This window comes from Vibrio xiamenensis (assembly GCF_900100015.1).
In the GTDB taxonomy this organism is placed as follows: Bacteria; Pseudomonadota; Gammaproteobacteria; order Enterobacterales; family Vibrionaceae; genus Vibrio; species Vibrio xiamenensis.
The window spans coordinates 60,067-74,352 of record NZ_FNDD01000022.1 but is presented as its reverse complement, the minus strand read 5'-3'; the positions used below and the strand labels follow the sequence as shown (position 1 = coordinate 74,352).

The window sequence follows — 14,286 nt, the reverse complement described above, 5'->3', positions numbered from 1 at the left end:
AAGGATCCATAACCAAAATTCGGAAACTCGATTTTGGAAACTTGGATTGGAAAACCAGACACGCTTAAACACCGATGAGGCACGAATGAAACTTTCTAAACAACTTGCGAGTTTGATTGCGGTCATGGCGATTGCACTATTACTCACTGGAACTTTGGCACTTAAGCTGCTCAACGATGAAATGATCGATGGGCGTAAACACGAACTGCAAACCGTTCTTAAACTCACCCTAAATCAAGTGAATCATTGGGTGGATATGGAGCAATCCGGTAAAATTTCGCGTGAACAAGCAGAGCAACACGTGGTGGAAATTTTATCTGGAATTCGCTCAGGCACCTCCTATATTTGGGCCAATGACAACAATGGCATCGCTCGCGTTCACGTACGCGATAGTGTCATTGGTCAATATCAAAAATCTTATCCTAAAGCGATGGCACAACTGGTTGGCAAAGACCTAGACTTTACGGTTTCTAATAATACCAAGCCCGGCACCAACGAGATGGTGGTTAAAATCAATGGTATGGCCAAAATTCCCAAATGGGACTGGGTTATGGGCATTGGCGCCTACATGGATGACATCAACAGCGCGTACTGGAAAGTGGTGATGTCATTTTTGGCGCTGTCGGTGATTGTACTCGCCGTGATCATCGCAATTGCCATTTACATCGCGCGCAATATTCTAAGTAAAATCGGCGGTGAACCGGGCTACGCCATGATGATTACGCAGCATATTGCCAAAGGCAATCTGGATGAGAAAATCGAAGGCAAGTTCAGCGAGAACAGTTTGCTCGGCTCAATTTCCAAAATGCAGAACTCTTTGCGCGACGCGGTGCAAAGTATCCACTCAGGCTCGCAACACTTAACCCGCTCAACAGCAGAGCTTAAGCAGCAAATGGATAATATTTCTCGCGCCTCAAAAGCTTCCTCAGATGCCTCCCATTCAACCGCGGCATCGATTCAAGAACTGTCATCGTGTATCGAAGAAATCTCGCGTCACGCGGCGCAAACGGAAGAAAACTCCGCGCGTTCAAATACCATGTGCACACAGGGCGAAGCGCTGGTGTTGGAATCGTCGCAACACATTCAATCGATTTCGAAGCAACTCGAAGACTCCATTGGTAATATTGACAAGCTGCAAGAGCGTTCGTCGCAAATTGGTGAAGTGGTTAATGTTATCAATGACATCGCTGAGCAAACGAACTTGCTCGCGCTCAACGCCGCCATCGAAGCGGCGCGTGCTGGTGAGCAAGGTCGCGGTTTTGCGGTGGTTGCCGATGAAGTTCGCACCCTCGCCTCACGCACTGCCAAAGCAACCTCTGAAATCACTGACACCATTGGTGTGGTGCAATCGGAAACCGACCAGGTTGCCAACTTAGTCAAATCAATTTTGCCAACGGTCGAAAACAGTGTGGCGAAATCCGCTGAAGTAGCCACTATGCTTGAAGAGATCAAAAACGGCGCTTCAGATACACTCAGCATGGTCAAAGATGTGTCTCATGCAACGTCAGAACAGACCATTGTCGCGGATGAACTGGCCAAACATTTTGAGCAGATTTCCCACATGATCAATGAGTCAAGTAACGCTGTTGTCGCCTGTAATGGCAACGTCGAAGACTTAGATGTTCTGGCTCGCGATTTGGACGAAGCGGTAAGAATTTTCAAAGTGTAAACGTCTATCAAACCAAAAAGGTCAGCATACATGCTGGCCTTTTTATTGGTTATAAAACCCGTTTTAACCACTATCTAACACTCAAAGATGTATTTGTGGATAAAAAAACGAAAACCCGTTTTATAAATTACAGCAATTCAAACAAGATTAATTGGCCACGATTGATATTTTAATCACTACAAGAAAATAAATCTCAGCCTGAACTGAGAAAAAGATTCGATTGAAATTAAACGTAACAAATTTAAGCTTGAAGTTTTGCTTAAATAAACTATGGTTTAATTTCTTCTATCTGTTAAAACCAAATAGCTTAATTTAAGCGCCACCTTCTCGGTGGTTTTTTTGTATCTATAAAACTCCAAATCTAAATAAGAAACAATCGCAATAAAATAGAGTGTATATTCTAGAAGTGAATATTATGCTCAACATCGCGCAGCGCATCCACCACCGCATTATATTGACTATCAAAACGCGCATTGAGGGTTTGCAAAGACAAACTTTCATCAACACCATCGAGGTGTAACTTAATATCAAACCAAGTTTCTTTTAAATTGAGAACCAATTTAGTCCATGAGAAACGGTGATTCCTTAACAGCATGTCAATTTGATAAAAATCGTCTTCCAACGAACTTAATGCGCTTTCGAGACGCTGCTCTTGCAGTAAAACATCGCTGTGGTTTCCCCCAGACCTGTTGATGATCGATTTAGCGATATACCACTCTTTCTTGTAGACACGTACTTTACGCACATCGTGAATGGCAAAACTGGCAATATGACGAATTTGGCTGAATTTACGACGATTGACCAGATAGCGAATGCCCATCACCACCATAAATATCGTCGCCATGACGCCAACAATGAGCACTGTGAGATTAACTATTGTCCCCCCTTACCCAAGCGCAGTTGTGCTTAGGTACCATTGATGCAAAGCTTAGCCACCAATAGTTTAAACAAATACAATACGTTGATTTCTAATGCTTAGTACGGTTAATTTTATAAAATAGCGCTCGCCGAGTATCAGTTTTTTGTCATGATATTGCTGATATTTCCCCAACCTTTCGCATCAAGGATGAACAAAATACTATTCCATTTAATTATTTTTATATTCAACCTAAGTGTTAAACACAAACATTTCATTTAGGCAGTATGATCTATTTAACAAATTGACAAATAATAGGCGGGATAAAATAGGAATAACCCTACAGAAGATAATTTTATAATTAGCAAATCATCTGTCATTGATAGAGGTTATAATTATCATTTAGAGAATGAATAACCACAAACAATGAAGATGTATATTTATAAAATTACACCTTCACTATTTTACGGTTATTGAAAATAATTCACCATAAGCGCAATGATGGAAGTGATGGTTACTGAGAGTAACGAACCGAGCAGCACATACTCAGTGAGACTGCGGTTTTGGCTATGATTCAGTTCACCAAAACGAAATATCGATTTAGCGGTTAATATAAATCCAATCACCGCATACTCTCCTTGCAGAGAAAAAGTCAAAATTAAAATACGCTCCAAATAGCCTATCAATTCACCTCCCGCTTTGAGGCCATTATGCTCACGTAGGATGTCGCTGAGAGAATAGCGCTTTAATATTTTTTCAATAAGCAATGAGCTAGGTTTTAATATTAAGGCGTAGCCGAAAAGGATCACGCTGTGCTTTATATTAAATAAGTTTGATATAAAACTGATCAACCTCGTCGTGCTCACCTGGGTTAAATAACTGGCACTGCCAATTAATAGCAATACCATTAACACGTGCATGCTCACCTGCAGCATGAGTGAAGGTTCGCGCGCGCTAAATCGCTCGCTTGAACATAAATAACCCAATACAGTTCGCAGCACCCCGAGCCCTATCGCGACAGCCAGCGCAAGCATAACTCCGTAACTCGTGACACCTTGACTGGCAAATCCCTGATTGGAAAAGCATACCAACACCAACGCGCACAATACGCCATAAACGCCACCTCGTAGCCAAACAGACTTCAAGCGTAGATATCCTTCACTGACAAGGTGTCCGCTAAGCAAGGCGAGAATCAGATTGATGGTCATAGATAACATTCCTTGATTTGCTGGTGGAGAAAATTGGCATATTGTTCAATTAGGTCCAAGCGCGCCGTTTTTATCGAGCGAGTAATCGAGACGCGATTTGCTTCAAGTTGATGGGCAATATCACTTTGTCGCCATGTTGGATGACGCAGCTTCAAATAGCCGATTGCGCTTTGCCGCTCAGTCAATTGGGTAATTTGATGATCGGCAAATTGAGTTAACAAATCCAGCGTTTGGACAAAGTTGGCATTGTCACCTGCCAACAATAATCTCGCGGTTTTCATGTTATCTAGCCCTCTTCCCGATAACATAAATGCCTGTCCGCTAGAAGTGCCCAGCTTGTCTCGCAGACGACTAAAGGTTCCAAAACCGATACATATACGACAATCAAACGCCGAATCTTTCGCTTTGAGCGCCATACGGATCAACAAAGCATATTTCGCCGCGTTGGCATAATCGAAAACCAAAATTTGGAACCCATCACCGCGCATTAACTCAAACGCGTTACCTTGATGTTGGGCGACAATCCAATCACACTGAACGTTTAGCTCTTGAAGCAAGCGGTCAAATTGCGGCTCAGTCAATGATGTCGAGCCGATAACATCACCGGTCAGCACCGCAACGGTTTGAGCTGGCGAAGCAGCAGTCATAGGCGAATAATCCTGTGTTGAGTGAATTCTATCGGCTTTTGAGCAACAGAATCGTGCTCATCGATACCGTTAGCACGTTAATAGGTAACCAAAGAGAAATGTAACCCATATAGATTACAAAGTAAAATGTAACCAATATGAGTTACAACAAACCTCACTAAATGCGCAATTTGAATCAAGACTTGGGCGATTGCCCATGCGAGGATAAATGCACTTAAGCAGTCAATAGGAAAGAATTATGGCGTCAAACCGCCACCAAGTTCGCATGCTAATGGTATGTGACTACATTCAACAACATCTCGATGAAACACTGAATTTAGAACAGCTTAGCCAAGTCGCCGCACTGTCTAAATATCACTTTCATCGCGTTTTTAGTGCGGTTGTCGGAATGAGTTCAACCAAATACATTCAGCTCGCTCGACTCAAGCGCGCGTCATACCGTTTAGCATTTGAAGACCAACTTTCCATTACCGACATTGCTTTTGAAGCGAGTTTTGAGAGTGTCGAAGCGTTTTCCCGCGCTTTTAAACGCACTTTTGCTCAATCCCCAAGTCAATTTAGGCAGCAAGCAAACTGGACCAACTGGCACCGCATGTTTGAGTTTACTTCGCCATCAAGAGGACCTTTTATGATCGACGTCGACATCATCGATTTACCGACCCAGCGTATCGCGTATCTGAGCCATTATGGCGCCATCGATAAAGTGCTGGAAACCGTAGGACAATTTATTACCTGGCGCAAACAGAGCGGTGAATCCCCGATTGCCAGCAGCCGTACGTTTGGCATTCCCTATGGCGACCCTTACGTACTTCCAGCGAATCAATTTCGCTTTGATGTGGCCGGTTCCATTACTCAAGCTATCAGTGATAACCGTTTTGGTGTGCAAGTTGGCGAGATTCCGGGTGGGCGCTGCGCCGTCGCGGTGCATAAAGGTAGCCATGACAATATCAGCGACACCATTTACGCCCTGTATCGTGATTGGCTACCAAACAGTGACCAAGAGCTAAGAGATTACCCATGCTTTTTTGAGTACCTCAATTTCATTCACGAAGTTGACGAATGTGACCTTGTCACTAAAGTCTATTTACCACTTAAAGACGCGTAAATTCAGAGCGTTATATGTTCGCTGAATCAAACACCAAAGCTTGTTGCTTGGTCAGTAATGAGGAGGCGGACACAACCTGATTTTTACCATTCGACTTCGCAAAATACAGCGCTTGGTCGGCGTGGCGGATTGCTTCTTCGACTTTTTGGTTGTGCAATATCGACCAGCCAACGCTTATCGAAATAGGCTGTGACAACGCAAATGGATAGGCGTAGACCGCCTCTTTTGCGCGTTCTAAATGGTCCGCAGCTAACGCTTCGTCGCCCTCGGTGATAAGAACAATAAATTCTTCCCCGCCCCAGCGCCCCACGATACCCACTGAGATAAACAGATGATCCAATACTTCAGCGATTTTCTGTAACACCGAATCACCGACCATATGGCCGTTTAAATCGTTAACTAACTTAAAATTGTCGACATCAATCACCGCAATGGCTTTAACCACAGGTAGTTGATTTAGGCGTTTTTCGATAAAGCGACGGTTATAGGCCCCCGTCAGAGAATCTGTGGTCGCCAAAATTTCGAGTCGCTCTTTGGCTTCATAAACTTTACGCACCGCTTGAATACGGCTGGAGTCAATGTACCAAAACAGTAAAGTGACGCTGAGCCACACAGATATCAAATTGAAATAACTCGCTTTTTCAAAACCGATCTCCAACCAACTGTCCATATCGATGAGCAGCAAATAGTTGAATACCAGAAATTGCCCACCGACCACAAGCAAAGCCACTTTGCGTACCAATAATGTAATCGCCACCATTGGCGTTAGCATGCCAAACACCAGTGCATATTCGAGATTTTTAACATCAAACATGTAATAGTGCGTGAGGCCAAATACCACCAGCACCAATAGACAAGACGACAAACAAACTCGCCGCTTAATAAATAGCGCATATTGGCTCAGGCTGAGCAGCAACAAGGTAGCGCTCATCGCAAACACGAGCGGCAAGTAATAATCGTAAACGAGGTTATAAAAAAGAAAAAAAGCCGCATTAATACCAAGAATCGCTGTACATACGCAGTTTAGGTATACACTACGATATTGCTCATCATCAGAGCTTATTGACAGGTGATGAAAAATTAATTTTGAAAACATACTGGTGTCCAATGGCGCATCTGTTGAAACATTCTGCAGAGCCCCGTTTATGAACATCATAATTTTCGGTGGTACTCGGCTAAACAAATGTATTGCTTAGCCTTTTTGTGATTTCTCGTTAGCAAATCGCTAATTATAGAATTAAGGCAGAAACGTCAACTCATTCGAAAGTTTATAGATTCTACCCCAATATAATAAATTTCTGATATAACGATGCGTTATAAGAACGCCATCTCTTAACTAAAAAGATAACGTTCCCAACACAATTAATGCCTATTGGCACATAAACGCAGACTAAAGCACCACACACATCGGCGTTTGAGCCACCGGATCTTGATGAATTTCCGCTTCTAATTCAAACACCTCTTTGAGTATGGCCTGAGTTAACACCTGCCCAGGCGCCCCTTCATCAACCACCTCACCGGCTTTCATCACAATCAAATGGTCGCTATAACGACAAGCTTGATTGATGTCGTGTAACACCGTCACTATAGTCTTACCCTGTTGATTAAGACTGCGCAGCAATTTCATCAATTCGACCTGATGATTTAAATCCAGGTATGTCGTGGGTTCATCGAGCAAGATGTAGTCGGTATCTTGCGCTATTGTCATCGCCAACCACACGCGTTGGCGCTGCCCGCCAGACAAATCCGCGACAGGGCGTTCAGCAAACTGGCTAACGCCTGTGGCGTGCATAGTTTGCTCCACCACGAGCTTGTCTTGCTCACTTAATTGCCCCCAAAATCCGGTATAAGGGCTGCGACCGTAGGCTACCGCTTCGCGAACACTCACTCCTTCTGGCGCTTCTTGAGACTGAGGCAGCAGCGCCAAATGTTGCGCTAATTGCTTGGATGGTGTGTCGTTAATCGGTTTGTGATTCCAAAGCACTTGCCCTTGCTGGGCGGGTAGAATTCTCGACAACGCTTTAAGCAGTGTCGATTTTCCGCAACCATTCGGGCCGAGTAACGTGGTGATTTTGCCTTTTGGGATCACCACATTCACGCTCTTAACGATGGGATCTTTGCCGTAACTCACTACCAGATTTTCCGTTGTTAAGTGCATGTTCTATCTCATTTTTAACAGTAAATACAAAAAGTACGGTGCGCCGATGATCGCGGTTAGGATCCCGGCAGGCAGCTCAATCGGTGGATGAATAATGCGCGCCACCAGATCTGCAATTAGCAGCAGCAAAGCACCGACCAACATCGCTGTTGGCAATAAGATTTGATGGCGCCCCCCGACTAACTGGCGAGCCAAATGTGGCGCCACCAAACCTAAAAAGCCCAGCGGACCGCACACCGATACCGCCGCTGATGTCCACACCACGGCGACAAACAAAGCGCCAAAACGCACCTTGTTAACACTAATGCCAAGGCTTAGCGCTCGTTCATCACCAAGCGTTAGCAAGTTAAGGGCATGACTTAGCCACACCACCAATGGCGTAAGCAAAAGCCAAGGCCAAAGCATTAAAAGCTGATCCCAACTGCGCCCCCACAAACTGCCCGTGAGCCAAAGCAGCGCATTATTCACTTCAAGTGGCTGAATTAAAATTAGAAAGTCAATCGCGCTGCCATACAGAGCCGCCAGCGCCACGCCGGTAATCGCAAGGCGCACCGGCTTCACATTTGCGCCGCACACTAAGGCGAGGATGATTGCTGAGGCAATGCCACCACACAGCGCCGCTGGCGGCAGCCAATAAATCGAAACCGCAGGAAATAAGGTCATCAGCACCACGGCGGCAAGCCCTGCCCCGTGGCTTACGCCAAGAATATCAGGAGACGCAAGCGGGTTTCGAATCACACCTTGAATCAAGACACCGGCGCTTGCCAGCATAGCGCCGACAATCACCGCTAAAATGATGCGTGGAAGACGGTATTCATGAATGGTGAAATAGTGTTCGCCGCCGTGAAATAACCCAGACCAAACTGCGGTTAAATCAAGGTTGACCGCGCCAAAACAGAGACTGGCTAACGCACTGAGCACACACAACCCGCTAAGAACAAACACAGATTTTTGTATTGAACTCATGCTTTGCGCCTTACTAAATAGAGAAAACACGGCGCGCCAATCAGCGCCAATACTGCTCCAGCTGGCGTTTCGGTTGGAAACGTCACCGCGCGGCTGAGTACATCCGCGCCAATGGTAAGTCCAGCGCCAATTAACATTGAAACTGGCAACACTAAGCGATAGTCATAGCCCACCAGCGCCCGCGCCATATGGGGCACAATCAGGCCAACAAACGCAATCGCGCCGACTGAGCTGACGCTAATTCCCACCAGCAGCAGGACCACCAACGCAATCAAACCACGCAACAAGCTAAGGTTCACCCCTAAGCTTTTAACGCGCTCATCGCCCATTACCAACAGGTTCACTTTGGGTGCAAGTATGAATCCGCCCAGCAATGCGGGCAGCAATATCGGCCAACTGGCGCGCCATGTATCCCAGCCGGCATTGGCAAACGAACCGGCCAGCCAACCCATTACGGCAATCGCTTGGTCTTCAACCAAAATCACGCACGCTTTGGTCAGTGCGCCAAGTAGCGCCGAAATAGCGATGCCCGCTAGCACCAATTGGCCGCGCTCGGAGCCCATTTTCCATGCGCCGCCCAGAATCATCACCAATACCCAAGCACCAAAGCCGCCAAGCATGGCAGCGGCTTGCGTCGAGATGGGTGAACTGGCAACGAAAAACGTGGCCACTAACGCCATGCCCAATGCTGCACCGGCATTCACCCCAAACAGGCTTGGCGAGGCGAGCGGATTGCGCGTCAGCGCTTGCATTAATGCACCAGCGCAAGCGAGCGCGGCCCCAATGATCCCGGCTTCAAGTACCCGAGGAAGACGAATGTCCATGACCACAATGTGCGCCATCTGAGTCGAATTGGGTTCAAACAGCGCATGCAGCGCCTCGAATGCCGAAACCGGCACCGCGGAGTAACTGAACAGCCCAAGCCAAAACAGCCCGGCCAAAAACACAACGAGCGTGATAACCACGCTCGTAAAGGCTAAATAACGCTTTGCCTGCATTAAGCTTTAACCAACTTCAGCAGATCCGCTGCCATGTATTCGGCGGCCAGAATGCCGCGACAACGCGCCCACATGTTGCCATCCACATGGTAGACATGTTTGTCACGTACCGCCTGAAGCGCGTTCCACAAAGGCTGTTTCGCCCACTTAGAAATAATGCTGTTTTCGGTATAGTCACCCACCACCAAATAGGCAGGGTTGAGCGCTAATAACTGTTCCAGGCTGATTTGACGCGAGGCATTTTCGTTATCAAGCCCTTTAGGCGTCGTCAGACCAAGAGTTGTAATCACACCGCCCGCGTAGGATTCAGGAGAATGGGCATAAAAACCGTTTTCACGCGCGACGCCAAATTGAATGGTTTTGCCATTGAGCACCGAAAGTTGCTTACCATAATCGGTCATCACTTGATGATGCTTCACCAAACGAGCTTGCATGGCTTTGTTTTTACCAATCACTTTACCAATGATTGCCGCGGATTTTAGGTTGTCTTGATAGGTTTCACGACGTGAAGGCAGTAACAACGTTGGTGCGATTTTAGACAAATCTTTGTATACCGCTGAGTGGCGATCAACATCGGCAATGATAAGGTCTGGTTTAAGTGATGCGATAACTTCAAGGCTTGGTTGCGAACGCGTGCCAACGGAAGTCCATTTACCGAGCTTTTGGCTGACGGCGGGAAGCAGTCGGCTCGGATCATTATCGTCGGCGATACCCACTGGGCTGACATCTACCGCTGCGAGTGCATCAACAAATGAAAACTCCAACGCTACAATACGTTTAGGCACGTAATCGAGGCTAAACTCTCCGCGACTGTCTGTCACTGTCACCGCTTGAGCGGTAAACGTCATGCTGCATAACAGAGCAACCATCGCCTTTAAAATCCATGAAAAACGCATAATATCAAACCCTTTCATTCCTAGTTTTATCGCTTGTAAGCCGCGAGAGATTGTACTCTCACCACCACAAAATGGAATAATAATTCCATTGAGAATTATTCATGTTAACAATGACTTCGCTGAGTAACGACAAAGGCCTGGTAAAAACCTAGGCCTTAAGCGATCAGAAATTGTAGCTTGCCGTTAAGTAAATACGGCGCTTTTCTCCAGGAAAGTGGCCGGTGTTATCGGTAAACCCGCTCACTGCATACTCTTTGTTAAACAGGTTCTTGACGTTAAGCTGGAACTGCCATTGCTGCCAATGGGTTTGCCACGAGGCGTCATACACCACATAAGACTTCACAATCGAGCCACTACGGTTGTACTGCTCGCTGACATAGTCAGCACCAAAACCCATCGATGAATTGAGCGCGTTAATGTCGTAGCGAGTCCACGCACCTAACTGGTTATGCGGCGCGTTGGAAAAACGTGTTCCAACCGCATTAGTAATGCCGTCATAGGCTTTTTTCACCCGCGTATCGTTGTACGCATAGCTCAAGTTGGCGGTCCAGTTTTCGGTCAAGTCCGCGAGAATATCTACCTCCACCCCCTGGCTACGCACTTTGCCGTATGCAACCAAACGATCGCTGTCATCAGGGTCGGTTTGCAGAATGTTCTCTTTAATGATGTGATAAGCCGCGATATTAATGTTGAGCGCGTTATCAAACCAGTAGCTGCGCAGACCGGTTTCGTACATTAAGCTCTCTTCTGGATCAAACGGCCCACCATTGGCGTCTGCCTGATCAGCCGCATCTTGTGGTACAAAGCCCGTCGCCACCACCGCATAAGGGTGCAAGTTTTGATTGATTTTGTAGGTGGAACCTAAACGATAAGACAGCCCTGAGCCATTGTAAGAACTGACGGTGTCATTGACGATGTCATTAACTTGGTCATCAAAGGTATCCACACGCAGCCCAGAGAGCACGTTCCATTTGTCGGTAATATCCCATTGGTCTTGGACATAAGCACCGAAGCGATCAGAACGAGAAGAGGTCTGCTTGGTCAGCTTTAAGTTGTAGCTTGAGACATCATCACTGTAATCCGGGTCAGTCAAACTGATACCAGACACGCCATCAGCGGTCTTAGCGCGATAGTAAACGTAATCTTGGTCAACGCGATAATAATCTGCACCAAACAGCAACGTATGTGCGCCAAGGTCAGCAATCAAGTTTGCCGTCAGCGAACCGGCCTTGTTTTGACGAACCTGATCACGATACTGACGTTCGCTCCAGTCTACGACACCATCGCCATCTGTGTCTGTAAACCCAACGGGCTCATGGTATTTTTGCGTCTCTTTGTTCTCGTAGTAGCGCGCTGTCACGTTACCGCTTAGCCAGTCGTTAAATACGTGATCGACATGAATCTGATATACACGCGCTTCTAGGTCTTGGTAATCCGAAGATGAGTTGGCATTCCAGTCGATATCGGTGAGGAAATTACCATCTTCGTCCGTTGGAATGCCGCGCAGACGGGCACCGCCGTAATGCTGAATAATGTCGGTAAATTGAGTCGTCACTGTGGTGGCATCGGTGATATCCCACGCATAGCCCAAATCGATGATTCGGTTACGCACATCGGTGTTATCACGCGATGGGTTTTCGTGGTCTTGATAGATGCCCACGCGATAACGTTGCGTTGCATCGTCGTTGACAGGGCCAGACAATTCAACACTGCCACTGACAAAATCTTGGTTTCCGCCCGTGACTGAAACTTTACGCTCAGTGTCGTAAGTCGGCTTTTTGGTGGTGTAGTTGATTACCCCACCCGGCTCTCCACTGCCACCAATCGCAGAAGATGGGCCTTTTAACACTTCAACCTGTTCGATATTAAACAGCTGTGGAATGGCAAAACCATTGAATGGGTCACCGCGTACACCATCATAAAGAATTTCATCTTCGCGAAAGCCGCGAAACGTCACACCTGAATAGGAATACTGGCTTACGCCACTGATAGAACGATACAGGTCAGTAACCTGACGCGCGCCTTGGTCTTCAATTAGCTGTTGAGGAAGCACTTGAATAGACTGTGGCGTATCATCGATGTCTGTCGCGGTTTTGGTGGCAAGGCTCGCTTGCTGAGCGCGATACACAGACAGCGCACGGCCATACACAGTGATGGTATCATCAGCACCACTGCTAGTGACGTCGCTCGATGTGGCATTTGAGGTTTGCTCAGCGCTGGTCGTTGCTGAGTCTTGAGACAAATCGTCTGCCCAAGTTTGGGCACTTAATCCTGCTAAAATCGCAAGGCATAAAGGATGGTAGTTTGCGCGGATTTTCATTGTAATTATGAAGTGTTATTTGAAGTTAGTCGCAAAAATCTAACTGAGTTTAATTCTCATTACAATTTATTTTATGAATAGTTCACCCTCACCGCATTCGTTTGCTCAATAATTAAACATCGATAAACAACAGTGCGCACAACAGAAAATGCACACTTTTGCGTAACTATACTTTTGCGTACCTATACTTTTACGAAACAAGGTAAACGACCACAAGATGCAGCGCTGAACAACCATCTCTCCTGACCCACTCGCCGCTACCCAGTCAGCTCCACCTATTCAGCCAGCAATAAAAGAGCACAGGCCAAAACCTGTGCTTTTTAACAATCCTTTCTCAGCGCTAGTTGGAAGATTAACCTTTAAGACCCGTGTTCGCCGCAACGTTTGCAATCAACGCCTGTAAATTCTGCGCAATTTTCTGCAGGGTCTTTTGCTCTTCATCACTAAATGGATGCTGCAAAATCGACTCAGCACCGTTGCTGCCAATGATGGTCGGAAGGCTCAACACCACATTTTCCAAACCGTAATCCCCTTGCATCATACTGCCGACCGGCAGTACCGAGCGCTCATTGATCATAATGGCTTGAATGATGCGAAATACGCTTGCGGCGATGCCGTGGGTAGTATTGCGTTTACGTTTAAATATCTCAAAGCCCGCTTGTTTCACTGACTCAAGTAACTCGTCGGCATCAATGCGCGGAATACGGTGCGTATCGCAGTAGTAATCCGCCGGTTGACCAGCAATGGAGATCAAACTCTTCGGCGTGAAACAGTTGCTGCCGTGTTCACCCAGTACATAACCAAACACATTTTTCGGGTCAAGGTTAATGCGCCCTGCCACAATCGACATCAAACGCGCCGTATCAATCACGCAGCCGCTGCTGATCACTTGCTGAGCTTTGTATTGCGTATTCTTAACAATAAAGTGCGCGACGATATCACATGGGTTAGTGACAATAATTAACTTAGCGCCGGGGGCGACACGTTCGATTTTTTTGGCAATTTCCACGCCGATTTGGCTGTTCACTTCTGCAAGTTCAGAACGCGGCTGACCTTCTTTGATCTGCGCGCCAGCGGTGATCACGACAATATCTGCGCCGATTAAGGTGAGATAATCGTCGGTAGCAATAATATGGGTATTTTTCGAAAACGTCAGTGCCGCAGTATGGCGAAAGTCAAACACTTCCCCTTCTGCACGTTCAAGGTTTTGGTCAAGCAATACCAGTTCACTGACACTGCCCATGGTCAATAGGTAGTTGCATACGCCAACGCCGACTGCACCTGCACCAATCACACCGATTTTCATTGTTCTCTCCCTGAGATGATTCCACATAAAACAATGTCGATTATACCAACAACCCTCTAGATCGCTTCAACATAATTTTTTAAAGGAAATGAATATCAGATGTAAATTTTACAAAATTAACCTTTTACAAAATTTGGAACTTATCACCTTGCACCAA

General features: G+C 46.4%; 12 protein-coding genes. 2 read left to right on the top strand and 10 right to left on the bottom strand.

What is annotated here, in order from left to right; genetic code table 11:
* Positions 1-85: 85 nt before the first annotated feature.
* A complete protein-coding gene (locus tag BLS03_RS16690; protein WP_176765625.1) occupies positions 86-1,669 on the top strand; it encodes a methyl-accepting chemotaxis protein in 1,584 nt (527 codons plus the stop codon).
* Positions 1,670-2,069: 400 nt separating this feature from the next.
* Here BLS03_RS16690 and BLS03_RS16685 read toward each other — a convergent pair whose 3' ends face one another.
* The 3 genes from BLS03_RS16685 to BLS03_RS16675 all read right to left on the bottom strand — a co-directional run bounded on the left by BLS03_RS16685 (position 2,070) and on the right by BLS03_RS16675 (position 4,380).
* Positions 2,070-2,513: a hypothetical protein gene (locus tag BLS03_RS16685; protein WP_143015646.1), complete on the bottom strand. Its 444-nt coding sequence runs from the start codon at positions 2,511-2,513 to the stop codon at positions 2,070-2,072.
* Between the two features lie 482 nt (positions 2,514-2,995).
* Complete coding sequence (locus tag BLS03_RS16680; protein ID WP_093276511.1) at positions 2,996-3,733, bottom strand: hypothetical protein; 738 nt, start codon at positions 3,731-3,733, stop codon at positions 2,996-2,998.
* The gene (locus tag BLS03_RS16675) at positions 3,730-4,380 is read right to left on the bottom strand and encodes a hypothetical protein (protein WP_093276508.1); all 651 of its coding nucleotides are present in this window, start codon (positions 4,378-4,380) and stop codon (positions 3,730-3,732) included. The genes BLS03_RS16680 and BLS03_RS16675 overlap by 4 nt, the downstream gene beginning before the upstream one ends.
* Before the next feature lie 235 nt (positions 4,381-4,615).
* Between BLS03_RS16675 and BLS03_RS16670 the strand changes: the two genes are divergently transcribed.
* A complete protein-coding gene (locus BLS03_RS16670; RefSeq protein ID WP_425445116.1) occupies positions 4,616-5,485 on the top strand; it encodes an AraC family transcriptional regulator in 870 nt (289 codons plus the stop codon).
* Between the two features lie 10 nt (positions 5,486-5,495).
* Here the strand turns inward: BLS03_RS16670 and BLS03_RS16665 are convergent, their stop codons facing one another.
* From BLS03_RS16665 to BLS03_RS16635, 7 genes are all read right to left on the bottom strand, one after another.
* Complete coding sequence (locus tag BLS03_RS16665; RefSeq protein WP_093276502.1) at positions 5,496-6,581, bottom strand: GGDEF domain-containing protein; 1,086 nt, start codon at positions 6,579-6,581, stop codon at positions 5,496-5,498.
* 294 nt (positions 6,582-6,875) lie between these two features.
* Positions 6,876-7,643: a Fe(3+) dicitrate ABC transporter ATP-binding protein FecE gene (gene fecE / locus BLS03_RS16660; RefSeq protein ID WP_093276498.1), complete on the bottom strand. Its 768-nt coding sequence runs from the start codon at positions 7,641-7,643 to the stop codon at positions 6,876-6,878.
* A 3-nt stretch (positions 7,644-7,646) separates the two neighbouring features.
* Positions 7,647-8,609: a Fe(3+) dicitrate ABC transporter permease subunit FecD gene (gene fecD / locus BLS03_RS16655; protein ID WP_093276495.1), complete on the bottom strand. Its 963-nt coding sequence runs from the start codon at positions 8,607-8,609 to the stop codon at positions 7,647-7,649.
* Entirely contained in the window at positions 8,606-9,607 is a 1,002-nt protein-coding gene (locus BLS03_RS16650) for an iron chelate uptake ABC transporter family permease subunit (protein WP_093276493.1), read from the bottom strand. The genes fecD and BLS03_RS16650 overlap by 4 nt, the downstream gene beginning before the upstream one ends.
* Positions 9,607-10,503, bottom strand: a complete 897-nt coding sequence (locus tag BLS03_RS16645; RefSeq protein WP_093276490.1) for a Fe(3+) dicitrate ABC transporter substrate-binding protein — start codon at positions 10,501-10,503, stop codon at positions 9,607-9,609. The genes BLS03_RS16650 and BLS03_RS16645 overlap by 1 nt, the downstream gene beginning before the upstream one ends.
* Before the next feature lie 163 nt (positions 10,504-10,666).
* Complete coding sequence (locus BLS03_RS16640; protein WP_176765624.1) at positions 10,667-12,823, bottom strand: TonB-dependent siderophore receptor; 2,157 nt, start codon at positions 12,821-12,823, stop codon at positions 10,667-10,669.
* A gap of 352 nt (positions 12,824-13,175) precedes the next feature.
* Positions 13,176-14,129, bottom strand: coding sequence for a lactate/malate family dehydrogenase (locus BLS03_RS16635; RefSeq protein WP_093276488.1), 954 nt, complete (start codon positions 14,127-14,129; stop codon positions 13,176-13,178).
* Positions 14,130-14,286: the final 157 nt, after the last annotated feature.

Bases quoted from the DNA above. Each gene is read 5' to 3' on its own strand.
- BLS03_RS16690 (WP_176765625.1), top strand. From the start codon at position 86: ATGAAACTTTCTAAACAACTTGCGAGTTTGATTGCGGTCATGGCGATT.
- BLS03_RS16685 (WP_143015646.1), bottom strand. From the start codon at position 2,513: ATGGCGACGATATTTATGGTGGTGATGGGCATTCGCTATCTGGTCAAT.
- BLS03_RS16680 (WP_093276511.1), bottom strand. From the start codon at position 3,733: ATGACCATCAATCTGATTCTCGCCTTGCTTAGCGGACACCTTGTCAGT.
- BLS03_RS16675 (WP_093276508.1), bottom strand. From the start codon at position 4,380: ATGACTGCTGCTTCGCCAGCTCAAACCGTTGCGGTGCTGACCGGTGAT.
- BLS03_RS16665 (WP_093276502.1), bottom strand. From the start codon at position 6,581: ATGTTTTCAAAATTAATTTTTCATCACCTGTCAATAAGCTCTGATGAT.
- fecE (WP_093276498.1), bottom strand. From the start codon at position 7,643: ATGCACTTAACAACGGAAAATCTGGTAGTGAGTTACGGCAAAGATCCC.
- fecD (WP_093276495.1), bottom strand. From the start codon at position 8,609: ATGAGTTCAATACAAAAATCTGTGTTTGTTCTTAGCGGGTTGTGTGTG.
- BLS03_RS16650 (WP_093276493.1), bottom strand. From the start codon at position 9,607: ATGCAGGCAAAGCGTTATTTAGCCTTTACGAGCGTGGTTATCACGCTC.
- BLS03_RS16645 (WP_093276490.1), bottom strand. From the start codon at position 10,503: ATGCGTTTTTCATGGATTTTAAAGGCGATGGTTGCTCTGTTATGCAGC.
- BLS03_RS16640 (WP_176765624.1), bottom strand. From the start codon at position 12,823: ATGAAAATCCGCGCAAACTACCATCCTTTATGCCTTGCGATTTTAGCA.
- BLS03_RS16635 (WP_093276488.1), bottom strand. From the start codon at position 14,129: ATGAAAATCGGTGTGATTGGTGCAGGTGCAGTCGGCGTTGGCGTATGC.